Genomic DNA, 23,068 nt, shown 5'->3' with positions numbered 1-23,068 from the left:
CATTTGTCATTTGTCATTGGGCATTGGGCATTGGGCATTGGGCATTGATTATTAATTCTTCTTCCCCTACTCCCCACATCGCAAGAAGCCAAAATAAAGTTAGAACGAACTCTTATGGGGTCATCACTAATGCAATCAGCAAACAAACTACCGCGATGGTTAACTATAGGATTGGCATTTCCCATTGCCATTCTCAACGGCTGGCTATTGCTCCAGGTTATACAGTATTTTCAACCCTTAGTTAGCATTATCGCCGCCGCTATATTGCTGGCTTTTGTCTTGAACTATCCAATCCAGTTTCTTCAAGAACAAGGGGTGAAACGCAACTTAGCGATCGGGGGAGTGTTGCTTTTAACTGCGGTGGTTTTAGGGGCTTTAGGCATCACCTTGGTTCCCCTAATTATCCAACAGCTTGTTGAACTAGCTAATGTTTTGCCCAGTTGGATTGATTCTGGTACTCAGCAACTGCAAGCTTTTCAAGATTGGGCCTTAAGTCAACAACAACTTCCCATTAATTTAAGTGGTTTATTTACCCAACTTCTAGAACGATTATCTAACCAACTTCAGTCGTTTACTGGTAGAATTCTTGGTTTTGCCGTCGATACAATTGGTATTGTCCTCAATGTTCTACTGGCGGTAGTGCTAACTATCTACTTAACATTGAACGGCGAACGTCTTTGGGACGGAATTTTTCAGTGGTTTCCCCATAACATTGGGCCAAAAATGCGGGAATTACTGCGAGAGGATTTCCACAATTACTTCATTGGTCAAGCAACATTAGGGGCTGTGTTAGGTGTGACAATTACACTAGTGTTTGTGGCACTGCAAGTTCCCCTAGCTTTACTTTTTGGTATTGGTATTGGCTTGTTTTCACTTTTCCCCTTTGGTACAGGAGTCGGTATCGCCATAGTAAGTTTGTTGGTCGCGCTACAAAATTTTTGGCTAGGGGTGGAAGTTTTAGGTGTAGCTGTTGCCATCGACCAAGTTAATTCTAATATTGTTGCACCGCGAATTCTCGGCAATTTGACCGGCTTAAATCCTGTATGGGTTGTTATTTCTTTACTGCTGGGGGCAAAGTTGGGAGGAGTGTTAGGTTTGTTAATTGCGATCCCTATTGCCAGTTTTATCAAGGATATAACAGATAGCTGGCGGGCTGGAGAATTTAATAAGATAGATGATATCAAGTCAGAACCTGTTGCGGTAACAAGTGAAAGAGTAGGAACTTATAGCTAAAATTTAATTATTTCGATTAGCTAAAAATACGGGTAAGCGCTATAAATTAATCCTCCAAAATCTGGATTTCATCAAGTTGATTAATCACCACATCCGCACCTCGTACATTATCTGGCTTACCCACCCAAGTGATACCAATACAACCTGCGGCTTTGGCATTACGTGCCATTTGCATATCACCCACTGCATCTCCCACCATCAATGTAGCGCTTGGTTCAACTCCCAAGGCTTGGCAAGCTTGCAAAAATAGCACTGGATCTGGTTTACCCGGCCCGTCATCCACTCCCATTTCTAGTTGGATATAATCATTTAATTGGTGATTGGCGACAAAATTACGTACTTCTTCAGTTGTTGCAGCCGAGAGGATGCCAAGTTTTAATCCGCCTTTTTGTAGGTATTTCAGCAAGTCTAGGCTACCCACAAACAATGGTGAAGGGGTTTGTCCAATGTATTTTTCCGCTTCATCCAAAGCTTGACGGGCTATTTTTAAGCACTCAAACCATCCTTTTCCACTTTCAGCAATATATGCCGCAGCCGCAACTTCAGTTTCGCGGCGGCTTCCTACTGATATTAAACCTGCGGGATCTAAAAGATTGCCATTGATGCCAAATGCCATCAATAAAGGTTCTCCTGTTCCAGGAATTTGAGCATCTATTAATCTTGCTGCTTTTTGTGCTAGCGATCGCAAATAAGTTTCTGAATCTTCCAGAGTACCGTTTTTGTCAAACAAAATTGCCTGGATATTATCAAAAGTAATGTTTCTACATTTAATAGTTACCACAATATTTCACCCCACTTATTTAGTTAAAAGTTAAGACTTATTATTCCTAATAGATGCGATTAATCGCGTCCGAACTCTCTCCTTTTAACGATTTTGCACATAAAAAAAGAGGGAAAAACCCTCTTTCTACAATCATTTAATACTCTTACTTAAAAAGAAGTAAAACTATAAAAAATCTATTATTCTTCAACAGCTACGGGAATTTCTTCTTCAGTTTCCGTCGCTGCGGGAATTTCTTCAAGTTCTGCTGCTACGGGAATTTCTTCTTCAGTTTCTGTAGCTGCGGGAATTTCTTCAAGTTCTGCTGCTGGTGGAATCTCTTCGTCAAGTTCTGCTGCTGGTGGAATCTCTTCGTCAAGTTCTGCTGCTGGCGGAATCTCTTCTTCTGAAGCTTCTAGAGATGCACCTGTTGCAGCAGTAGCACCTTGCTGCTTGGCTAGCAGCTGTTCACGATATTTAGCAGCCATTTCTTCCGCCTTATCGTAGACCAAATCCCGGTTTTTAATCATGTCGCCGGGTTCAGGTTCTAGCTGCTTGGTAGATAGGGAAATCCGACCCCTTTCTGCATCCAAGTCAATGATCATAACTTCACTTCATCATTGACATTGAACACACTATGAGGTGTATCAATATGCTCGTGAGAAATCTCAGAAATATGCAGTAGACCACTTACGCCACCAATGTCGATGAAAGCACCGTAGGGCTTGATACCACGAACTGTACCAATCACTACTTCGCCGACTTCTAGGCGGTTCATCTTGCGCTCAACTAGCGCCCGACGGTGAGATAGAACTAAGCGGTTGCGTTCTTCATCCACCTCTAGGAATTTCAATGGTAAATCTTCGCCTACCAATTCTTCTTTGGGTTTGCGGGTGCTGATGTGAGAACCTGGGATAAAGCCACGTAATCCCTCAATTCGCACTAATGCTCCACCGCGATTGGTAGCAAATACACCAGAACGGACTGTAGCGTCTTCTGCTTGCAGTTGTCGCACGCGCTCCCAAGCCCGCATATATTCGATGCGGCGAATGGAAAGAGTTAATTGACCATCTTCATTTTCATCGGTGAGGATGAAAAATTCCCGCGTTTCGTTTGATTGTAAGACTTCTTCCGGGCTATCCACCCGGTTAATAGACATTTCTTGTATAGGAATATATGCTGCGGTTTTAGCACCAATGTCAATCAGAGCGCCGCGCGGCTCTATACTGAAAACTGTTCCTGGCACAACATCGCCAGGGCTAAAATGATAATCGTATTTGTCAAGTAGAGCAGCGAAATCTTCGTGAGTAAATCCAATTTCTGTAGCGGTTAAATTCTGATTGACCATGCTGATTTGTTCCTGGTTCTAGTCTCCGTAAAGGTTGTGGGTAAGCGTTATCCCTTATATAAGCGCTTTTATAGCAGCTTACACTTAATATCCTTTTCATCCTAGCGCAGAAAAGCTAGTATTAACACATATCTACTCCCAAGATTGGAAATTATATCACAATCTAAAGATGATTGGTTATTTACTTAGTAATTAAAACTAATAAAGGGTAAACACGATAATATCCGTTGCTACTAAGGGTGTGGCAACGGATATTAAAATTAAATCCGCTTCAGGGTCTGGGAATAGGATCTACTTATCTTTTGGTTTCTCAAAACGAGGGGGTTCACGAAATGCGATCGCAAAAAAGAGAGTACCTATACACAGAGTAAAAATCAAGATGTACGCAACGCTTTCCATATTACGATTTCCTCTTTATCCAGCTAGTAATGAGGGATTCGGTACTGGTTATTAGGGATTGAAAAAAGTTTTTCCCATCCCCAGTCCCCAGTTCCTTTTCTTTTAAAGGGCTTCCTTCCGGCGGGTTGACTTGTCACCCACTTTCTGGAATAGACCCCACTCAACTTGTTCTTCTAGATCCGCATCAACACCAGCAAATACGTCTCGGTAAATTGTCCGAGAACCATGCCAGAGATGACCAAAGAAGAACAGCAGAGCAAATACGGCGTGTCCAAAGGTAAACCAACCTCTAGGACTGGTGCGGAATACACCATCAGAGTTCAAGGTTTCTCGGTCAAATTCAAAGATTTCACCGCCTTGAGCTTTACGGGCATACTTCTTCACATCAGCTGGTTCTGTAAAGGTCTTACCATTGAGATCACCACCGTAAAAACTAACGGTGACACCAGTTTGCTCAAAGCTATACTTAGATTCTGCCCGACGGAAAGGAATGTCAGCGCGGACAATTCCATCTGCATCGCTCAAAATCACTGGGAAGGTTTCAAAGAAGTTGGGGAGACGACGCACGGTCAATTCCCGTCCTTCAGAATCTTTGAATACGGCGTGACCTTGCCAAGATTGGGCAATACCATCACCTTTTACCATTGGCCCTGTACGGAATAGACCGCCTTTAGCGGGGCTATTACCGACATAATCATAGAATGCCAGTTTTTCGGGAATTTGCGACCAAGCTTGGTCAAGGGTTGCACCTTCAGCAACGCTTGTTTGAACGCGGCGCTGAATTTCTTGACGGAAGTAGCCTTGATCCCATTGGTAGCGGGTAGGGCCAAACAATTCGATGGGAGTGGCGGCGTTACCGTACCACATAGTACCAGCAACGACGAAAGCAGCAAAGAAGACTGCTGCAATACTGCTAGAGAGTACTGTTTCAATGTTCCCCATCCGCAGGGCTTTATAGAGCCGTTCGGGGGGTCTAACTGTGAGGTGGAATAAGCCTGCAATAATACCAACAACACCAGCAGCTATGTGGTGAGCCGCAATACCACCAGGGTTGTATGGGTTAAAACCATCTGGGCCCCATTCTGGTGCTACTGCCTGGACGGTGCCAGTGATTCCATAAGGGTCAGAAACCCATACCCCCGGCCCAAATAGTCCGGTGAGGTGAAAAGCACCAAATCCAAAACAAAGTAGACCAGATAAGAACAGGTGAATGCCAAACATTTTTGGCAAGTCTAGGGCAGGTTCACCAGTACGGGGATCTCTAAAGAGTTCCAAATCCCAGTAAACCCAGTGCCATACGGCAGCTAGGAAGAGCAAACCGGAAAGAACGATGTGAGCCGCAGCAACACCTTCAAATGACCAAAATCCAGGATCAGTTGCTGGGCCACCAGTAACGTTCCAACCACCCCAAGATTGGGTAACGCCCAAACGTGACATGAAGGGTAGAACGAACATCCCTTGACGCCACATCGGATTGAGAACCGGATCGCTAGGGTCAAAAACAGCTAGTTCGTAGAGTGCCATCGAACCAGCCCAGCCTGCTACTAAGGCTGTGTGCATTAGATGTACAGAAATCAGCCGTCCTGGATCATTCAGGACGACTGTATGTACTCGGTACCAGGGTAGTCCCATCGACTACGCTCCTCCTCGATGAGTTAGTTTACAAAGCAATTTTCTTACTGAGATTCTGAGAAACGAAATTCGCCACTCAGAAAACTCTCTCTTGTTTTTTTGTTATTGCCACAGCCAAAACCTTACCACAGCTTAGTCTTATAAGATTAGACAGCGTTGGTGCTTTGACAATGCTTACTCGCTTCGGGAGGTTTACCTTGTAGGGTAGCCATCACCAAGCAAAAATGAGAATGTTTTAAAAAGTGTAACTATTGATGGAATTGTTTGCAAGCGTGTAAATTGATGCGATCGCGTAGCATATCCAAGTTTTTTTGCTACCAATCCCCTTCACAGATTAAATTTGCTTATCTTTTCTTTACTATGAGTGGGGCATTGGGCATTGGGAATTGGGCACTGGGAATTGGGCATTGACCAGAAAAAGCTCCAGCAAGAGCGAGGAGGGAAAAAAATTCTCTCCCATGCCCCATGCCCGCTATCTACTGAACTACCAACTGGATATTTTGCAGTTGACACTTTGTCTCAGCCGTACCCAGGCGTTCGATTACCTGTTCAGCGCTCATCAGACGCTTGAGTACTACTTGACCGATGGTCTGACTGGCAATTACTGGTGTTGTTGGCTTTACTTCCACAGTTAAAACGGCTTCTTCAACTCGATAAAGCCATAGCAATTCGTTTTCGACTATACAAATATTCATTCGCTGAATATCTGGTTGGCGTCGCCATGCGGTTATTTGCCAGAGTCCATCAGATGCCCAGACTCTCGCAACTGCCCATCCTTCAGATAGAAAGAAATACTTCACGGTCTTAGTCTCACTAGTTAGACTTTCAATCTGCTGTTAACGATATCGCGATCGCTTTAGTCGCTGATGTATAAATGCTCTTCTTTTTGACAATCCAGCCGAGCTTTACGATAAAATCTGTACCCAAGCAGCAACAGGCAAAGTTTTAATGTATATTACTTGGGCTAAGGTCAAAGCTAAGACCTATTAACTAGGACTTACGCATTGACAGAAAAGCCGAAATGACAGTTATGCTTTTCAAGGCTTTTAGCTAGATTTTTCAACTATCTTTTTGCGATCGCAACTAACCAAGGGTGGTTTAGAAAAGCCTGAAACGACCTATTTACGTTAATACACAAGATAATTTGTTTGTACAGTGCGTAAGTCCTATTAACTATGAATTTACGACAAATTTAGTCCATGTTGAAAATCTTAATTAAATAAAAATTTTTCAGTACTAAACAATAGGTAATGGAAAACGAACCACAGAGGACGCAGAGGACACGGAGGAATGAGAGTTTGGGAGGGTTTTTGCGTTAGTCCTATTTGTACAAGAGTTCTTTTATAGAGATGCGAAATTTCTTTTTCACCAGATGTCTAAATGAAATGTAGGATAAATTTTCTTTTATTTATCTGGACAAATTCTGTTTTTTATACATATATACTTAGGTTTAAATTCTCAGGAGAACTGAGAACCACCATAATTATGAAGATTCAGCATAAGTCTCACAAATGTAGTAAAATTGCTGACCTCTGACATCAAAAATAATATTATTGCCATGACCTGGTTTTCCTTGTCCGTGAAACGGTGGGGTCGGATTACACAATTCCTATCTTTGTTCTGTCTATGTTTATTTTTAGTTGTTAGTTGCGCTCCTCGTCCGCAGTCAACTACTCCGCCATCCGGTTCTGTAAATAGCCCTACAGGTGATGGTCGTATTACTATCGGTACGACAGCAAAGCCCAGAACCCTTGATCCGGCTGATGCTTATGAGTTAGCATCCTTGGGTTTGGTGTTTAATATGAGCGATCGCCTCTACAATTACGAACCAGGAAGCACCGAAATTAAGCCCCAGCTAGCGACAGCATTACCTAAAGTCAGTCAAGATGGTTTAACTTATACCATCCCCTTACGTCAGGGAGTAGTTTTTCACGATGGTACTCCCTTCAACGCTCAAGCAATGGCGTTTACCATCAACCGCTTTATTCAAAACAAAGGAAAACCTTCATTCTTACTAGGTGATATAGTAGATTCGGTAAAACCTACAAGCGAGTATGAGTTAACCTTTAAGCTGAAAAAACCCTTTGCAGCGTTTCCCTCACTGCTGGCGTTTCCTGGGGTGTGTGCAGTTTCGCCAAAAGCTTACGAACTCGGTGCTGGTAAATTCAAGCCGAATATTTTTGTGGGGACTGGCCCTTACAAATTAGGACAGTATGGTACTGATTCCATTCGATTTGATGTGTTTGATAAATATTGGGGAGAAAAACCAGTTAACAAGGGTGTTAACCTGCAAATTCAAACTAGTCCGGTTAATTTGTTTAATGCTTTCCGTACAGGTGCAATCGATGTAGCTTATCTATCGCTACAGCCAGATCAAAATCGGAGCTTGGAAGAAGGTGGTAAAAAAGGTGATTGGCAAGCGATCGCAGCTGAAGGTAGTGTAGTAAGTTATCTAGTATTGAACCGGAATCAGCAACCTTTAGATAAATTAGAGGTAAGACAAGCGATCGCATCAATAATTGACCGTCCCCTGTTAAATGAACGGGCTTTACTTGGTCAAGCAGATCCGCTTTATAGCATGATTCCCACGACATTTAATGTTTCTGTGCCATTATTCAAAGATAAATATGGCGATGCTAACTTTGATCAAGCTAAAAAATTATTAACTACTGCTGGCTTCTCCAAAGAAAATCCCGCAAAAGTGCAAGTTTGGTATCCTTCTAGTTCACCTACTCGTAGTTTGGCAGCACAGACACTCAAATCCCTTGTCGATGTCAAAATGGATGGAATACTACAATTTGAAGTTAGCCAAGCGGAAGGGCCAGCCTTTTTTAAAGACATTTCTAAGGGTTTGTATCCAGCAGCTTTACTTGATTGGTATCCAGACTTTTTAGATCCAGATAATTATGTCCAGCCGTTTTTAACTTGTGATAAAGGTTCAGTTGCTAAAGGATGCGAAGACGGAGCCAGTCAAACTCAGGGTTCGTTTTACTATAGCGAAGCCATGAATAAACTGATTGATCAGCAACGCAAAGAACTAAATCCCGAAGCGCGTCAGAAAATTTTTGCAGAAATTCAAACGCAAGTAACTACTGATGTTCCTTATGTTCCATTATGGCAAAGCAAAGACTATGTATTTGCCCGAAATGGTGTTGGCAGTGTACAACTTAACCCTACCCAAATTCTGGTTTACCAGACAATTAAAAAGTAGTCATTAGTCATTAGTCATTAGTCATTAGTAACAACTGTTGATCATTGACTTTTGACTATTCAATAAAGCCTTTCATGTTCAATATATTTGTAGTTAATAGCTAAGATAGTTACAAAAACTGCATTTTTAATTTTAAACTTTGAATTGCTTATGTCTCGTTCTAAAGCTTTACAATATTACATTGTTTCTCGGTTGCTTCTCGCGCCACTTCAGCTATTAACTATCATCACCATTGTATTTCTCTTACTAAGAGCAACACCAGGAGATCCGGCAGATGCAATTCTCGGTGGACGTGCGCCAGAAGCTGCTAAAGAAGAATTGCGAAAACAACTTGGTTTAAATCTTCCCCTGTGGCTACAGTACCTCAATTATTTGGGAAGCATACTGCGTTTTGACTTGGGAACCTCTTTAATGAGTCGCGGACAGAATGTTTGGGACATAATTGGGCAATATTTCCCGGCAACGGTAGAGTTAGCGGTATGTAGCATGGCCGTTGCCCTCATCGTCGGCATCGCCGTTGGGACTCTCTCAGCTTCCCGCCCTGGGACATATTTTGATGTCGGTGGGCGCTTATTTGGGATCATCACCTACGCACTCCCAATGTTTTGGGCGGGAATGCTTTTGCAGTTGATTTTCTCAGTGCAATTGGGTTGGTTTCCTAATTCCAATCGCTTTCCGCCCAATCTACCGGCTCCCACTCTTGTGACTGGATTGTATACAATTGACAGCTTACTCGGTGGAAACTTCACCCAGTTTTTCACATCTTTGCACCACCTTGCCCTACCGAGTCTCACTTTGGGAATTTTGCTCAGTGGGATTTTTGAGCGAATTGTGCGAGTTAATTTAAAGCAAACTTTGCAAGCAGATTATGTAGAAGCCGCGAGAGCTAGAGGTATTGGTGAAAATAAAATTTTAGCCTCCCATGCTTTAAAAAATGCCCTAATTCCAGTAATTACAGTGTTGGGATTAACCTTTGCGTCTCTGTTGGGTGGGGCGATTTTGACAGAGGTGACATTTTCTTGGCCTGGGTTAGCGAATCGACTGTATCAAGCGATCGCTGATCGCGATTATCCCACAGTTCAGGGAGTACTAGTCTTTTTTGGTGCGATCGTTGTCAGTGCCAGCATTTTGATTGATATTTTAAATGCTTATGTAGATCCTCGAATTCGGTATTAGCAAAAAGTTATTAGAGACTTCCAATAGTAGGGGCGTACAGCTGTGCATTGGTGTCAACTTAAGGTAGCAAAACGTGATATTCAGTTCTCTGGCTTCCGATCACGATCTGCGTTACCCCACCCTAACCCTCCCCTTATAAAGGCTACGGTGTACACACAAGTCTTTTAGAGTTGTTGCGTAACGTAGGGAAGGTTAATTTTTGCAGATCGATGCATTAAACGTACGGGTCGATGCATCAAAGGTGCAGGTCGATGCATTAAAGGTGCGGGTCGATGCATTAAACGTGCAGGTCGATGCAACAAAGGTGCAGGTCGATGCAACAAAGGTGCAGGTCGATGCATCAAAGGTGCAGGTCGATGCATCAAAGGTACAGGTCGATGCATTAAAGGTACAAGTCGATGCATTAAAGGTACAGGTCAAGAAACTTGTGTGTACACCATAGCTTATAAAGGGGAGGGAACTAGATTTCTTGTTCCCCCCCCCTTGACAAGTGGGGTAAAACGTATATGGGATAAGCGTTTAAGCTTAAGTTGACACCAATGACAGCTGTACGCCCCTATTTTTACAGTCTAGATTTATGCTTCTGGCGGTAAATCTAAACTGTAAACAATTTCTCCTGCCAAGTTACGCAATGTTACCGTCATCACCTTTGTATAAGCATCAATTTTGACACCTCCAAAGAATTGCAAACCTTCACTTGGGGGTCGATTTGCTTTTGTACCTGGGGGAAGGCTTTGAAATACTAATTGTGGCCCAAAGGTATTTTCTAATTGATTTGGCCCAAATGTACCAGAGTTAAGAGGCCCGGCGACAAACTCCCAAAAAGGCTTGAAGTCGGTAAACTGCGCTTTGGCGGGGTCGTAATAATGGGCTGCTGCATAATGTACATCAGCCGTTAACCAAACAACATTCTGGATATTTTTGTTTTTGATAAATCGTAATAAATCGGCAAGTTCTAGTTCTCTTCCTAAAGGCGGGCCGTCTCCATTCGCCCAAGCTTCAAAATCGGTGCTACCGTCTCGAACTATCAACCCCAAAGGCATATCACTAGCAATCACTTTCCATGTTGCTTTTGATGACAACAATTGTCTTTTCAACCATTGCAATTGTTTTCTACTCAAAAAATCTGTTTCTTTACTTGGTACTGGTTGATTATTGGGGGTATTTGGCCCCCGGTAGGTGCGCTCATCAAGCATGAAAATGTCTAATAATAGCCCATGCTTAAAGGAGCGATAAATTTTCGCTTTGTCTGGATTATTGTTTGGATATCCAATAGGTAAATATTCTAAAAATGCTTGTCTTGCTCTTTCGGCTAGCAAGTTAACATCTTTGACTGTATAACGGTCATCGCTTAAAAGAAATTCACCAGGATACCAATTATTAGTGGTTTCGTGGTCGTCCCACTGTGCCAAAATGGGAACTTCAGCGTTGAAACGCTTGATGTTTTCATCCAGCAAATTGTATATGTAGTTGCCACGAAATTCTGTGAGAGTTTCTGCTACTTTTGATTTTTCTGGTGTGGTAATGTTTTTCCAGATAGTGCCGTCGTCTAGCCTGACTTCTGATTGAAGGGGGCCATCAGCATAAATATTATCGCCAGAATGAATAAAGAAATCGGGATTAAGTTGGCGCATAGTTTCGTAAATTTTCATCCCACCAAAATCAGGATTAATACCCCATCCTTGACCGGCGGTATCACCACCCCAAACAAAGAATATATCTCGTCCAGATTTGGGGGGAGTTCGGAAACTACCATAAGAAGCGGCGCTGTAAGTGCCTTGATAATCTAAGTCTTGAAAAATTACCCGATAAAATAATTTTTGGTCTGGTGGTAGATTTTCCAGATAAAGCCGTGCTGTAAAGTCGCTATTTTTTAAAGCATTAGGCCCCACAACTCGCTGCACATTACGGAAAGATTCACTGGTAGAATATTCTACGATCATTTTTGCAGGGCGATCGCTCCGACTCCAAATGACAATGCTATTGTTAGATATATCTCCGCTAGCTACACCATAAGGTATGCTAGGACGCATTTTATCAGAGGTAATAATTGCAGGCGCTTCGCCAAAAACTGGTGATTTAGCTACAAAGTTTGTGGAAATAATTCCACCAGCAGTGATAGCTGAACGTAGCAAAAACTGACGACGGTTTAGCTTCGATGGGTGATGAGATTCCATACTAAATAACAGCAACCTTAAACTAAAGGATTACAGGATAAGTGTTTACCACACCTTGTTATGTCAACAAGTAAAGATTGAGTTATCTAAGGGTTAATAAAATATATTTAGTTTGATGTAATCAGAATGGTAGTCTTGATTATGAACTGGTGTGAGCAAATTTATCCATGACCGAACAGAAAAGGATACAGAGCAACTAAATTTATTTATGAGCTTGTTAATTTTTAATTTTTAATTTTTAATTCGGAGCAAAGCGACGTGACTGCTGCTGTCTTTCTAGAAAACGTCTACAAGTTTTATAACAATGTACCTGTAGTCAATGACCTGTCATTCAACATTGAAGCGGGGGAAATATTTGCTCTACTTGGCCCAAACGGTGCGGGTAAATCAACCACGATTCGGATGCTAACTACACTCACGAAACCATCTCAAGGACGGATAGAGGTAGGTGGATATGATGTGATGCGCCAACGAACGTTAGCAAAACAGAGTATTGGTGTAGTCTTGCAGCAAGTCAGTGTAGATAACGATTTAACCGTCTGGGAAAATATGGAACTGCACGGGAGACTACATCACATTAGCAACCCGCAGCGACAAAGACTGATTAATCAATGGCTAGAGTATGTTGAGCTATCAGAAAAACGTGATGATTTGGTAAAAACCCTGTCTGGGGGTATGAAACGACGGTTGCAGATTGCGAGAGCTTTATTACATCAACCGCAAATTTTGTTTTTGGATGAACCAACGGTAGGACTAGACCCCCAAACCAGGCGACGCCTCTGGGAAATTATTCGAGATTTGAATAAACAGGGGATGACGATGTTACTAACGACCCATTATATGGATGAGGTCGAATTTTTGTGCGATGCCTTTGGCTCCACCAAGCCGGGACGCATCGGTATTATGGATAGCGGAAAGCTGATTTCTTTGGGAACTTTACAACAGCTGCGTTCTGCTCACGGTGAAGGTTTGGTGATGAAACAATTGGGTGTGTCTGATGTGGGAAGTGATGGCGCTCGGAGTTGGGAATATCTGTTTTTTCCATCATTAGAAGCAGCAAATATCTACTTGAATGAAGCAGCCCGATAAAACCGGAATGATGGTGCGTCCCTCTAACCTGGAAGATATTTTTGTGGAATTAACGGGACGCCAGTTAGATTAACTTCATCCTCCTAACTGTCGCAGCATGGCTTCTACTCTGTTGACACCATCTGAGTCATTGCGCCGCTTATACAAGTCACGGGCTTTCTGAAGCAAGCTGTTAGCTTGTTTGGCTTGTCGTCGCTGTTTATACATCGAACCCATTAACTCATAAGTTTGAGCATTGTTCTTATCCAAGTCGATTGCTTGTTGATATGCCCAGGTAGCAGCAGTATAGTCTCCCATACGCGATTGCGTTACAGCAATCCTAAATAGGCGTTAACATTGTTACGATTCAGCTGTATCGCACGACGGTAGCCTTCCTTTGCCCCAGGTGTGTCGCCCAAATTCGCTTTGATGTAACCCACGGCGTAATAAAAATCACTATTGTTAGGGTTAATTGCGATCGCACGACGATAAGCTGTTAATGCCGCCTGGTAATTTCCCTGTTGAGCATATAAATACCCAATACCTGAGTGAATTTTAGCATTTTTGGGAGCTAACCTAGCTGCTTGCTGATAAACTGCGATCGCACCACCATAATCGCCCGTATCCACTAACCTCCGACCTTCCTCTAGCAATTGCTTTAACTGCGGGTTTTTGGCTTGCGCCACTAATACTTCAGCCTGAGCCACTGAAGGTATGGTGAAGGCAAAATATCCTAGTAACACCACACTAAACACGAATGATGTTGGTTTGTACACAGTAAATTTCCTGAAATTTTAGAGAACTTTTTTCTTGTACATTAAAACAAAAATATGGACTTTTGAAAACTGTATTTATTCGTATTAATTAAGATGTGAATAGTTCATCTACCTTTCCTTTATAATCAATACGGTATAACAGAGTTTTTACTGAATAATGAAGTATCAGCTATCAAGACTCAGATGAATTTACCCGACATATCAATAGGTATAATCCCAAAATTACACTTTTTTAGTCAGTAGTTATACGTATTAATCGGAAAACTTAAACATACATTTGACTTCACCCTAAACCTTGATAGACCAAGCATGTAGAGTTTGGCATTCATTCCTATTTTTTATTTAATTTAATAATTTGCTGACTATGTATCCAATTTCTATCACATTTTTCGTCTTTGACATTACCTTTTTAGAAGTCATCATCCCGGCGTTCATACCCTTTTGTGGTCATTACACTGTAAGATAAATTTAATTAGTAAAATGTTCCTTTAAGTCATGGCTTCTATTGAGGATAATACTAAAGCTTAAAGCATAATCTAAAATTGTGTTATGTGATATTTATCAAAACTGTATTCTGTAATTAAAGTTACAAATTTTAAAATATTTTGATAAAAATTTGAATAATAATAAATATCAATCTATATCCTATCTAAGAGGTTAATTTATGATTATAACTACCACTGATGTAATTCAAGGAGCAGTTATTGAGTCATATTTAGGTATTGTGACAGCAGAAGTAGTTTACGGCAGTAATTTCTTGCGGGATTTTTTGGCTGGTATTCGAGATATTATCGGTGGACGCACTGCTAGCTATGAGCGTCTATTTGAGCAGGGTCAACGCAAGGCATTAGAAGAATTAGAGCAACGGGCACAACGTTTAGGAGCAAATGCTGTAATCGGGATTGAAATTGATACTGGCACAATCAATCTTGACCAGTCAGGAGTTCTTTTGCTGATTACTGCCACAGGCACTGCTGTGAGGATGCGTTAATTTTTGATTATCCTTACTTTTGACAATTTTTATAAAGTTGTGTCTTAAGTTTAATTGCCTACGTAACTAAAATTGGTTTCTTAGAATTAGTTGTATTTTTATTTAAAAACTTTAGTAGTTAAATTTGATTCTATGAAATAATTATTCATAGAGTTAATAAATACTAAATTATATTAAAACTTTTTAAATAAATCTGCTTTTTCTCACTAAAGATATACCTATTAACTCTTTCTATTGATAGATATAAAAACAGACGATTTAGTTATTTAATCTTAAGCATAAACATGAATATGCCTGAGATAAGCTTTGCTGGAACAGCACTGGAGAAGATAAGTTATGTCATACGTAAATCGGACAGGTAATGAAGGTATTGCTACTGAGCCTGTGGTAACAGGACGAGTAGCTGAGTATCATGATCTTGTTCGCTGGGGGCCAATTATTTCTGGTTTGTTGGTTGCTTTAGCTACTCAATTAATTTTGAGCGCTATAATTGGTGCTTTTGCGGCAGGCACAGTTGAAGGTTCAGGTGCACCCAGAACAATTGCCCCTGACGCTGCGGGTAATGCCGGGCTTTGGTCAACTATCGCTTTACTAATTTCTCTATTTACTGGTGGTTGGGTTGCAGCCCGTGCTTGTGGGCCGATGAACCGCAATACAGCTCTTCTTAACGGCGCAATTCTTTGGGCAACGACTTTGGCAGTTAGCTCATGGCTGTTAGCAAACGGAGTATCTGGTGCTTTTGGTGTTGCTGCTTCTAACGCTGGGGAAGTTATAAACCAGGTACAACAGCAAGGTGGTGTTAATGTACCACAAGCAAACATCAGTGCCCAACAAACTCGTGATGCAGCAGCTAATTTACGTTCAGGGTTGTGGTGGTTTGTATTTGGTTCCTTATTGGGTTTAATAGCCGCAATGATTGGAGCCGTAACTGGCGCTCGTAGTCCTCGTGCTAATAATTACAATGCTTAAATAATTATTTGAAAAATCAAATGTTATTTATTTCAAATAAAAGCACCTTAAAAAAGGTGCTTTTTATTTATTATTTAAGATTTTGTGGCGTCCAATTCCTTCTGCAATTGGTAAAATTTAACAGACTCATTGTCGCGTACTTAAAAGGTTATCGCTCCAATACGGTTGATTTAAGGATTTTTGGTATTGATTTTAAACCTGTAGAGATGTAATATTCTGTCTCTCTACTACGAATATTAGACTGAACTCAACGACGGCATCTTACTATCGCGTTTCTAAGAAATATTTCTGCTTTTAAAAGCGTAATATTTTGTATGGTTGTTTTTTACAAGTAAATGCAACGAAAACTTTACTACCGCAGATCACCATTTCAGGTATGAACCTTCAATGCCCTGTTCACGTCGAATTTTGCCATCTTTTTCAAACCAGGCAATTACTTGCTGTGCTGTCAAATCTTCAATAGCAACGCCGTACTCTTGGGCAATATGTTTCAAAAGCTTCAGTGATGAAATTGTCAATCTTGTTAAAAACTTTTCTGGGGAAGACAACAACGCCGCGTCTACTTTTGCTGACTCTTCCAGGGTTAAAAATTGTGTTGATGGTTGCTGAGGCGGTACGTCCATAAATGGTATCTCAAACTTAGTTGGGCATTGCTTCTTGAAAAAATGACTAAATGACTAATGACGAATTTGTACTAAATAGCCACAACGGTGTTCGCCATCAATAATCCAGTGGGTGCGTTCTACGATACAATCTGGTAAGACGGCTGCAAACATTTCTAATTCGTGACCGCAGATACTAGGAAAAGACTCGGCAACGTTGGAAATGGCACAGTTATGCTCCATTAATATAAAGCGATCGCTCTCAAAGCAGTCATTTACATCAACAGCGTGATACTCTGCCATGAAGCCTTCCGCTTTTCTCAACTCTACTAAATTGGCTACACGTTCTCGCAGTGAACCGTTACCGACGCGATCGCGGTATTCTTTGGCTTTGCGCTGCCACTGTTTCTCTAAAATCGATTTAAATTGATCGTGTCCTACCGTTTCGGCTAAGGTATCTAGCAACGAAACCGCAAAATTTCCGCTTGCATCACCAAAGCGATCGCTCATTGTTCGATGCAAGCGATCGCGTCCCTGACGACTCAGTTCATAAAGATGCTGCGGCCGCCCCGTCCCCGCCGCCTGCACTGATGTCGAATACAAAACTAGCTCCTCCGTCTCCAAATCTTTGAGATGGCGACGAATAGCTTGGGGGGTAACGTCTAAAACTTCAGCTAGCTCCAAAGCCGTTGCTTTTTCGTGTTTGTGCAGATACTCAAGGATATCTTGCTTGGTTGAGGACTGGTGGGTAGTCGCCATCTTCATGTGGTGCGAGACGTTCAGCGAACATCACAAAAATTTTTTGGAAAATTTGACTTTGACAACATTGTTGTTGTTAATTTAGCGTAAAATGAAGATAGATTAAACAACATAGCTGTTGTTTTACTCTCCACCACTATTCTAGCAGCCGTGTAACCATTCCGTAACGGTATATGGGAATCGGCTAAACAAACCCAGTCTCCCATCCCTATAGAGAGATTCAAGTTCCGAACACAAGAGATTATTACTGATGAGTGCCACTGTCAAAACCTTAGTCAACCAACCCTACAAGTACGGCTTTGTCACAGACATTGAGTCCGACACCATACCGCGTGGACTAGACGAGGACGTTATCCGCTTGATCTCCTCTAAGAAGAACGAGCCACAGTTCATGCTGGACTTTCGTCTCAGAGCTTATCGCCAGTGGCAAAAAATGACGGAACCAACTTGGCCGAATGTCAAGTACCCGCCAATAAATTATCAGGATATCATTTACTACTCAGCGCCGAAACGTAAGAAAGAAAAACTAAACAGCTTGGATGAAGTTGATCCAACCCTTTTAGAAACCTTTGAAAAGTTAGGCATTTCCCTATCTGAACAGAAGCGACTGGCAAATGTCGCCGTTGATGCAATTTTTGATAGCGTATCTGTCGCCACTACATTTAAAGAAAAGCTAGCGGAAGATGGCGTTATTTTCTGTTCGTTTTCGGAAGCGTTGCAAGAACACCCAGAACTAATCAAAAAATACTTGGGTAGCGTTGTTCCTATAGCTGACAATTATTTTGCCGCCTTGAACGCCGCCGTATTTAGCGATGGTTCCTTTGTCTATATTCCTAAAGGCGTAAAATGCCCAATGGAACTGTCTACCTACTTCCGCATCAACTCTGGTGACACGGGACAATTTGAGCGCACTTTGATTGTCGCCGAAGAAGGTAGTTATGTTTCTTACCTCGAAGGTTGCACTGCACCGATGTATGATAGCAACCAGCTACACGCCGCCGTTGTGGAACTCGTCGCCCTTGACAACGCCGAAATTAAATACTCCACCGTGCAAAACTGGTACGCTGGAGATGCCAACGGTAAAGGCGGTATTTACAACTTTGTCACCAAGCGCGGTTTGTGTCAGGGCGTAAATTCTAAGATTTCCTGGACTCAAGTAGAAACAGGTTCGGCAATTACTTGGAAATATCCTAGCTGTGTGTTGGTGGGTGATAACTCTGTGGGTGAATTTTACTCGGTGGCGCTGACAAATCATCAGCAGCAAGCTGATACTGGTAGTAAGATGATTCACGTAGGTAAGAATACCCGCAGTACAATTATTTCTAAAGGAATCTCCGCAGGTAATTCTAGTAATAGTTACCGGGGTTTGGTGAAAGTTAACCCGACGGCTAAAGGGGCGAGAAATTATTCTCAGTGTGACTCAATGCTGATTGGGGATAATGCCCATGCCAACACTTTCCCTTATATTCAGGTGCAAAATAACGGTGCGAAGGTGGAGCATGAAGCTTCTACTTCCAAGATTGGGGAAGATCAGTTATTCTACTTTGCTCAACGGGGTATTTCTTCGGAAGATGCTATTTCGATGATGATTAGCGGCTTCTGTAAGGATGTTTTCAATCAGCTACCGATGGAGTTTGCTGTGGAAGCTGATAAGTTGTTGAGTTTGAAGTTGGAAGGCAGTGTTGGATAAATGCAAGCAAGGATAAACACAGGGACATCGGCGTTTTGTGTTTATCTTTTGGAATAACGAACCGCCAAGACGCCAAGAGCGCAGAGAAGGGAGAGAAGATGATTATTGAAAATAGTGAAGTTGTGCTGTCAGTACGAAATCTGACGGCTAATGTTGATGGGACACCGATTCTTAAGGGTGTCAATCTGGAGGTGCGATCGGGTGAAATTCATGCGATTATGGGGCCGAATGGTTCTGGTAAGAGTACCTTTTCTAAGGTGTTGGCTGGACATCCGGCGTATGAGGTAACTGGCGGTGAGGTGATTTTCCAAGGACAAAATCTCCTGGAATTGGAACCGGAGGAACGCGCTAGAAGTGGTGTATTTTTGGCGTTTCAGTATCCGTTAGAAATTCCCGGTGTGAGCAATTTGGATTTCTTGCGGGTGGCGTACAATTCTCGTCGCAAGGCGCAAGGTTTAGAAGAAATAGACGCTTTTGATTTTGACGATTTGATTGAGGAAAAGCTGGATGTAGTGAAGATGAATCCCAGTTTTCTCAGTCGGAGTTTGAATGAAGGGTTTTCTGGTGGCGAGAAGAAGCGGAATGAAATTCTGCAAATGGCGCTGCTGGAACCAAAGTTAGGGATTTTGGATGAAACTGATTCGGGTTTGGATATTGACGCACTCCGAATTGTGGCAAATGGGGTAAATCAACTGGCAAGTCCAGAAAATGCCACAATTTTGATTACTCATTACCAACGATTACTTGATTATATTGTGCCTGATTTTGTGCATGTGATGGCACAGGGGCGGATTATTACGAGTGGCGGTAAAGAACTGGCATTGAAGTTAGAGTCTCGCGGTTATGACTGGGTGCTGGAAGAATTTGCAGCTGAGGTGGGTGTGTAATGAGTATTCAAGTATCTCCTAGTCCAATTCCCAACTCGAATTTAGTCAATTTGACATCGACTCTGTTAGATAAAGATACCTATCTAACTGAATTGTTAAATCAGGTAACTACACCCAAAACAGAAGGTTGGTTACAGGAATTACCCCAAAGTGCTGCTAATTGGGTACGCCACTCAACTATCCCGACTACCCGCGAGGAAGAATGGCGATTTACCGATTTGTCGTCTCTGCGAAAGGTGCAATTTAGTGTAGAGACTGGAAATGACGCGTCTTTGCAATTTGATATTTTGCCAGAAGCGGCTAACAGTCGTTTAGTATTTATCAACGGCGTTTATGCGCCGGAGTTATCAGCAGTTACAGATTTGCCATCTGGAATTGTGGTGAGTAATTTGGCTGGCTTATCTGCGGTTGAGCAGGAAGGTGTACAGCAGTATTTAGCTCAAGCTGAAGGAGCGCAGGAAGTTTTTACTGCTCTCAATACGGCTGGGATAACTGATGCAGCCGTGGTGTGGGTGAAGAAGAATGTGGTAGTTGAGACACCAATTCATCTGGCGTTTATTTCGGTTGCGGGAGAGACTGCAACAATTTCGCAGCCGCGTTGTTTAGTGGTGGCGGAAAGTGGTTCGCAGGTGAATTTGATTGAAGAGTATACAAACCGCCAAGGTGCAGAGAAAGAGGCAGTATATTTCACCAATGCAGTTACGGAAATTTGGATTGCTGACAATGCCCAAGTGAGCCACACTAGGGTTGAGTCAGAAGGTGCAGAGGCTTTTCATATTGGAAAAACTGCGATCGCACAGGCTCGTGATAGCCGATATACTTGTCATGCCATAACTTTAGGTGCGAAGTTGTCGCGGCACAATTTGGAGATTTTGCAAACTGGTGAGCAAACCCAAACTACTCTCAATGGTTTGACGATAATCTCTGGTAAGCAGTTGTCTGATACTCACAGTGCGATCGCACTCAATTATCCTCACGGTACAAGTGACCAATTGCATAAATGTATTGTAGGCGATCGCGCTCACGCAGTCTTCAACGGTAAAGTTTTTGTCCCCAAACGAGCGCAGTTGACAAATGCAACCCAATTGAATCGGAATTTGCTGCTATCATCGAAAGCCAGAGTTGATACCAAACCCCAATTAGAAATTACAGCCGATAATGTCAAATGCGCTCACGGTGCTACTGTTAGCCAATTGGAAGATGACGAAATATTTTATCTGCAAAGTAGGGGAATTGATGAAAACGATGCTCGGAAGTTATTAATTAACGCCTTTGCTGCTGAAGTCATCAACAAAATACCAGTTCCATCTCTCCGAGAAATCCTATTAAACACAGTCAATAATCTTAAATCTCTGACGAACGACGAATGACGAATGACAAATGACAAATAACTAATCTACCAATGACTTTCACTCCTACCAAAACCCTTGCTGATAAAGTTCGTGCTGACTTCCCGATATTGCATCAGGAAGTCAATGAGAAACCCCTGGTTTATCTCGATAATGCTGCGACATCGCAAAAGCCTTTGTTTGTATTAAATGCCCTGCGGGATTATTACGAGCAATATAATGCTAACGTGCATCGAGGTGCCCATTCTCTGAGTGCTAAAGCTACTGATGCTTATGAAGGTGCTAGAGATAAAGTTGCCAAATTCATCAATGCTGCATCGCGTCAGGAAATCGTCTACACCCGCAACGCAAGTGAGGCAATTAACCTAGTCGCTTATAGCTGGGGAATGAATAATTTGCAGCCGGGTGATGAAATTATTCTCTCGGTGATGGAACACCACAGTAATATTGTACCTTGGCAATTGATTGCACAAAAAACGGGTGCAGTACTGAAATTTGTAGAATTAACACCAGAAGAAACTTTTGATTTAGAACAGTTTAAAAAGCTGATTTCTGAGAAAACTAAGCTGGTGTCAGTGGTACATATTTCCAATACTTTGGGTTGTATTAACCCAGTAGAAGAAATTGGTGCGCTCGCACACAGCTACGGTGCTAAATTCTTAGTTGATGCTTGTCAAAGTGTTCCTCACTACCCTGTCGATGTTCAGAAAATAGATTGTGATTGGTTGGTAGCTTCGGGACATAAAATGTGTGCGCCAACTGGCATAGGATTTCTATATGGCAAGTTGGAATTATTAGAATCAATGCCACCATTTTTTGGCGGTGGCGAGATGATTGCAGAGGTGTATTTAGACCATTCTACTTATGCAGAATTACCGCATAAATTTGAAGCTGGTACACCTGCAATTGGAGAAGCGATCGCACTTGGTGCTGCGATAGATTATCTTAGCAGTATCGGCATGGATAAAATCCACGCCTACGAAGCAGAATTAACAGCTTATTTGTTCCAACAATTAGAGCAAATTCCCCAAATTAGAATTTACGGCCCCAAACCAAATGCAAAAGGGGAAGGTAGAGCTGCTCTTGCGTCCTTCACAGCCGGAGAAGTCCACGCCAATGACTTATCTACATTATTAGATCAAGAAGGCGTTGCTATCCGTTCTGGACACCACTGCACACAACCATTACACCGTTACTTAGGTCTTGCTGCAACCGCACGAGCAAGTCTATCTTTCTACAACACCCGCGAGGAAATTGATATTTTCATCAAAGCACTGAAAGAAACTCTCGACTTCTTTGCAGGTTTCCTTGCTTAAAGTTACAAAATATTCAGATACTAATTGTGCCAAATATCAGCAACATATCTTGCTAATATTTGGCACAATTTAATTATCTGGATTCTTTACAGGAGAAACTAAAGTGTCATACAGTGACTTTACTTTAGATAGAGTTAGAAAAAACTTTGGTTTAACTATTTCTGATAAAATTGATATATTTACATCTGTACATGAAGTAGACTGTCCACCATTACTTGCAGAAGTATTGCGCGAAAATATACCTTTGGCTCTTGCTAGTAATACTGAAAAATCCCGTTCAGAGATGATTATTGCACCTATTTTAATTGCTGTAAGAAAATATTTAAATAATCAAATAAGTTTATTTTCTGGTATCGACTTTACTGTTGATTCAGCACAAGGTTTAAATGGAAATTGCGATTTTATTATTAGCCGTTCACCAGAGTTACTAATTCTGAACGCACCAGTTGTCACAATTGTAGAAGCTAAGAAAGAAAATATCAATGCAGGATTAGGTCAGTGTGTAGCAGAGATGTTAGCAGCTAAATTGTTTAATGAACGTGAGGGTAATAACATTCAGGCAATTTATGGAACTGTCACCACGGGAACTAGCTGGAAGTTTTTAAAACTTATTGGACAAGTGATTGAAATCGACTTGAGCGAATATTATATTAATAACATAGGTAAAATTATCGGGATTTTATCTAACATCCTGACAGAAGAAGTATTTTAACTAATTCTGGAGA

18 protein-coding genes and 3 pseudogenes are annotated in these 23,068 nt (G+C 41.8%); 11 read left to right on the top strand and 10 right to left on the bottom strand.

Annotated features, from left to right (window positions below):
* Window positions 1-129: 129 nt before the first annotated feature.
* Complete coding sequence (locus ANSO36C_RS12520; protein WP_251959790.1) at window positions 130-1,233, top strand: AI-2E family transporter; 1,104 nt, start codon at window positions 130-132, stop codon at window positions 1,231-1,233.
* A gap of 46 nt (window positions 1,234-1,279) precedes the next feature.
* Here ANSO36C_RS12520 and ANSO36C_RS12515 read toward each other — a convergent pair whose 3' ends face one another.
* From ANSO36C_RS12515 to ANSO36C_RS12495, 5 genes and pseudogenes are all read right to left on the bottom strand, one after another.
* Window positions 1,280-2,014: an HAD family hydrolase gene (locus ANSO36C_RS12515; protein ID WP_251959789.1), complete on the bottom strand. Its 735-nt coding sequence runs from the start codon at window positions 2,012-2,014 to the stop codon at window positions 1,280-1,282.
* Between the two features lie 179 nt (window positions 2,015-2,193).
* Window positions 2,194-3,341: pseudogene (locus tag ANSO36C_RS12510) on the bottom strand (S1 RNA-binding domain-containing protein).
* Window positions 3,342-3,632: 291 nt separating this feature from the next.
* Window positions 3,633-3,740: a photosystem II reaction center protein T gene (locus ANSO36C_RS12505; protein WP_084227385.1), complete on the bottom strand. Its 108-nt coding sequence runs from the start codon at window positions 3,738-3,740 to the stop codon at window positions 3,633-3,635.
* Between the two features lie 102 nt (window positions 3,741-3,842).
* Window positions 3,843-5,372 carry a photosystem II chlorophyll-binding protein CP47 gene (gene psbB / locus ANSO36C_RS12500; protein ID WP_251959788.1) on the bottom strand — a complete coding sequence of 510 codons (1,530 nt, stop codon included), beginning with the start codon at window positions 5,370-5,372 and terminating at the stop codon, window positions 3,843-3,845.
* A gap of 476 nt (window positions 5,373-5,848) precedes the next feature.
* The gene (locus ANSO36C_RS12495; protein ID WP_251959787.1) at window positions 5,849-6,172 is read right to left on the bottom strand and encodes a hypothetical protein; all 324 of its coding nucleotides are present in this window, start codon (window positions 6,170-6,172) and stop codon (window positions 5,849-5,851) included.
* Window positions 6,173-6,930: 758 nt separating this feature from the next.
* Here ANSO36C_RS12495 and ANSO36C_RS12490 point away from each other — a divergent pair.
* Both ANSO36C_RS12490 and ANSO36C_RS12485 read left to right on the top strand, forming a co-directional pair.
* Complete coding sequence (locus ANSO36C_RS12490) at window positions 6,931-8,583, top strand: ABC transporter substrate-binding protein (protein WP_251959786.1); 1,653 nt, start codon at window positions 6,931-6,933, stop codon at window positions 8,581-8,583.
* Window positions 8,584-8,733: 150 nt separating this feature from the next.
* The gene (locus ANSO36C_RS12485; protein ID WP_251959785.1) at window positions 8,734-9,759 is read left to right on the top strand and encodes an ABC transporter permease; all 1,026 of its coding nucleotides are present in this window, start codon (window positions 8,734-8,736) and stop codon (window positions 9,757-9,759) included.
* Window positions 9,760-9,923: 164 nt separating this feature from the next.
* On the opposite strand, the gene ANSO36C_RS12480 is transcribed toward ANSO36C_RS12485, so the two are convergent.
* Both ANSO36C_RS12480 and ANSO36C_RS12475 read right to left on the bottom strand, forming a co-directional pair.
* Window positions 9,924-10,163: a hypothetical protein gene (locus ANSO36C_RS12480; protein ID WP_251959784.1), complete on the bottom strand. Its 240-nt coding sequence runs from the start codon at window positions 10,161-10,163 to the stop codon at window positions 9,924-9,926.
* A 171-nt stretch (window positions 10,164-10,334) separates the two neighbouring features.
* The gene (locus tag ANSO36C_RS12475; protein ID WP_251959783.1) at window positions 10,335-11,936 is read right to left on the bottom strand and encodes an alkaline phosphatase D family protein; all 1,602 of its coding nucleotides are present in this window, start codon (window positions 11,934-11,936) and stop codon (window positions 10,335-10,337) included.
* Between the two features lie 258 nt (window positions 11,937-12,194).
* Here ANSO36C_RS12475 and ANSO36C_RS12470 point away from each other — a divergent pair.
* Window positions 12,195-13,098, top strand: a pseudogene (locus ANSO36C_RS12470) (ABC transporter ATP-binding protein).
* A 2-nt stretch (window positions 13,099-13,100) separates the two neighbouring features.
* Here ANSO36C_RS12470 and ANSO36C_RS12465 read toward each other — a convergent pair.
* Window positions 13,101-13,780: pseudogene (locus tag ANSO36C_RS12465) on the bottom strand (tetratricopeptide repeat protein).
* A gap of 664 nt (window positions 13,781-14,444) precedes the next feature.
* Between ANSO36C_RS12465 and ANSO36C_RS12460 the strand changes: the two are divergent.
* Both ANSO36C_RS12460 and ANSO36C_RS12455 read left to right on the top strand, forming a co-directional pair.
* Complete coding sequence (locus tag ANSO36C_RS12460) at window positions 14,445-14,771, top strand: YbjQ family protein (protein WP_094327544.1); 327 nt, start codon at window positions 14,445-14,447, stop codon at window positions 14,769-14,771.
* A gap of 336 nt (window positions 14,772-15,107) precedes the next feature.
* Window positions 15,108-15,740: a hypothetical protein gene (locus ANSO36C_RS12455; RefSeq protein WP_251959782.1), complete on the top strand. Its 633-nt coding sequence runs from the start codon at window positions 15,108-15,110 to the stop codon at window positions 15,738-15,740.
* A 362-nt stretch (window positions 15,741-16,102) separates the two neighbouring features.
* Here the strand turns inward: ANSO36C_RS12455 and ANSO36C_RS12450 are convergent, their stop codons facing one another.
* Window positions 16,103-16,363 (bottom strand): hypothetical protein, encoded by a 261-nt coding sequence (locus tag ANSO36C_RS12450; RefSeq protein WP_229470514.1) that lies wholly within the window; start codon window positions 16,361-16,363, stop codon window positions 16,103-16,105.
* Window positions 16,364-16,417: 54 nt separating this feature from the next.
* Complete coding sequence (gene sufR / locus ANSO36C_RS12445) at window positions 16,418-17,101, bottom strand: iron-sulfur cluster biosynthesis transcriptional regulator SufR (protein ID WP_251959781.1); 684 nt, start codon at window positions 17,099-17,101, stop codon at window positions 16,418-16,420.
* Between the two features lie 250 nt (window positions 17,102-17,351).
* Between sufR and sufB the strand changes: the two genes are divergently transcribed.
* The 5 genes from sufB to ANSO36C_RS12420 all read left to right on the top strand — a co-directional run bounded on the left by sufB (window position 17,352) and on the right by ANSO36C_RS12420 (window position 23,055).
* Window positions 17,352-18,791 (top strand): Fe-S cluster assembly protein SufB, encoded by a 1,440-nt coding sequence (gene sufB / locus ANSO36C_RS12440; RefSeq protein ID WP_193945658.1) that lies wholly within the window; start codon window positions 17,352-17,354, stop codon window positions 18,789-18,791.
* 98 nt (window positions 18,792-18,889) lie between these two features.
* Window positions 18,890-19,678: a Fe-S cluster assembly ATPase SufC gene (gene sufC / locus ANSO36C_RS12435; RefSeq protein ID WP_251959780.1), complete on the top strand. Its 789-nt coding sequence runs from the start codon at window positions 18,890-18,892 to the stop codon at window positions 19,676-19,678.
* Window positions 19,678-21,048: a Fe-S cluster assembly protein SufD gene (gene sufD, locus ANSO36C_RS12430; protein WP_251959779.1), complete on the top strand. Its 1,371-nt coding sequence runs from the start codon at window positions 19,678-19,680 to the stop codon at window positions 21,046-21,048. The genes sufC and sufD overlap by 1 nt, the downstream gene beginning before the upstream one ends.
* Before the next feature lie 32 nt (window positions 21,049-21,080).
* Window positions 21,081-22,343: a cysteine desulfurase gene (locus tag ANSO36C_RS12425; RefSeq protein ID WP_251959778.1), complete on the top strand. Its 1,263-nt coding sequence runs from the start codon at window positions 21,081-21,083 to the stop codon at window positions 22,341-22,343.
* Window positions 22,344-22,446: 103 nt separating this feature from the next.
* Complete coding sequence (locus tag ANSO36C_RS12420) at window positions 22,447-23,055, top strand: hypothetical protein (protein ID WP_251959777.1); 609 nt, start codon at window positions 22,447-22,449, stop codon at window positions 23,053-23,055.
* Window positions 23,056-23,068: the final 13 nt, after the last annotated feature.

This window comes from Nostoc cf. commune SO-36 (assembly GCF_023734775.1).
Classification (GTDB): domain Bacteria; phylum Cyanobacteriota; class Cyanobacteriia; order Cyanobacteriales; family Nostocaceae; genus Nostoc; species Nostoc commune_A.
This window is presented reverse-complemented; position numbering and strand designations above follow the sequence as displayed.

Bases quoted from the DNA above. Each gene is read 5' to 3' on its own strand.
- ANSO36C_RS12520 (WP_251959790.1), top strand. From the start codon at position 130: ATGCAATCAGCAAACAAACTACCGCGATGGTTAACTATAGGATTGGCA.
- ANSO36C_RS12505 (WP_084227385.1), bottom strand. From the start codon at position 3,740: ATGGAAAGCGTTGCGTACATCTTGATTTTTACTCTGTGTATAGGTACT.
- psbB (WP_251959788.1), bottom strand. From the start codon at position 5,372: ATGGGACTACCCTGGTACCGAGTACATACAGTCGTCCTGAATGATCCA.
- ANSO36C_RS12490 (WP_251959786.1), top strand. From the start codon at position 6,931: ATGACCTGGTTTTCCTTGTCCGTGAAACGGTGGGGTCGGATTACACAA.
- ANSO36C_RS12485 (WP_251959785.1), top strand. From the start codon at position 8,734: ATGTCTCGTTCTAAAGCTTTACAATATTACATTGTTTCTCGGTTGCTT.
- ANSO36C_RS12480 (WP_251959784.1), bottom strand. From the start codon at position 10,163: ATGCATCGACTTGTACCTTTAATGCATCGACCTGTACCTTTGATGCAT.
- ANSO36C_RS12475 (WP_251959783.1), bottom strand. From the start codon at position 11,936: ATGGAATCTCATCACCCATCGAAGCTAAACCGTCGTCAGTTTTTGCTA.
- ANSO36C_RS12460 (WP_094327544.1), top strand. From the start codon at position 14,445: ATGATTATAACTACCACTGATGTAATTCAAGGAGCAGTTATTGAGTCA.
- ANSO36C_RS12455 (WP_251959782.1), top strand. From the start codon at position 15,108: ATGTCATACGTAAATCGGACAGGTAATGAAGGTATTGCTACTGAGCCT.
- ANSO36C_RS12450 (WP_229470514.1), bottom strand. From the start codon at position 16,363: ATGGACGTACCGCCTCAGCAACCATCAACACAATTTTTAACCCTGGAA.
- sufR (WP_251959781.1), bottom strand. From the start codon at position 17,101: ATGGCGACTACCCACCAGTCCTCAACCAAGCAAGATATCCTTGAGTAT.
- sufB (WP_193945658.1), top strand. From the start codon at position 17,352: ATGAGTGCCACTGTCAAAACCTTAGTCAACCAACCCTACAAGTACGGC.
- sufC (WP_251959780.1), top strand. From the start codon at position 18,890: ATGATTATTGAAAATAGTGAAGTTGTGCTGTCAGTACGAAATCTGACG.
- sufD (WP_251959779.1), top strand. From the start codon at position 19,678: ATGAGTATTCAAGTATCTCCTAGTCCAATTCCCAACTCGAATTTAGTC.
- ANSO36C_RS12425 (WP_251959778.1), top strand. From the start codon at position 21,081: ATGACTTTCACTCCTACCAAAACCCTTGCTGATAAAGTTCGTGCTGAC.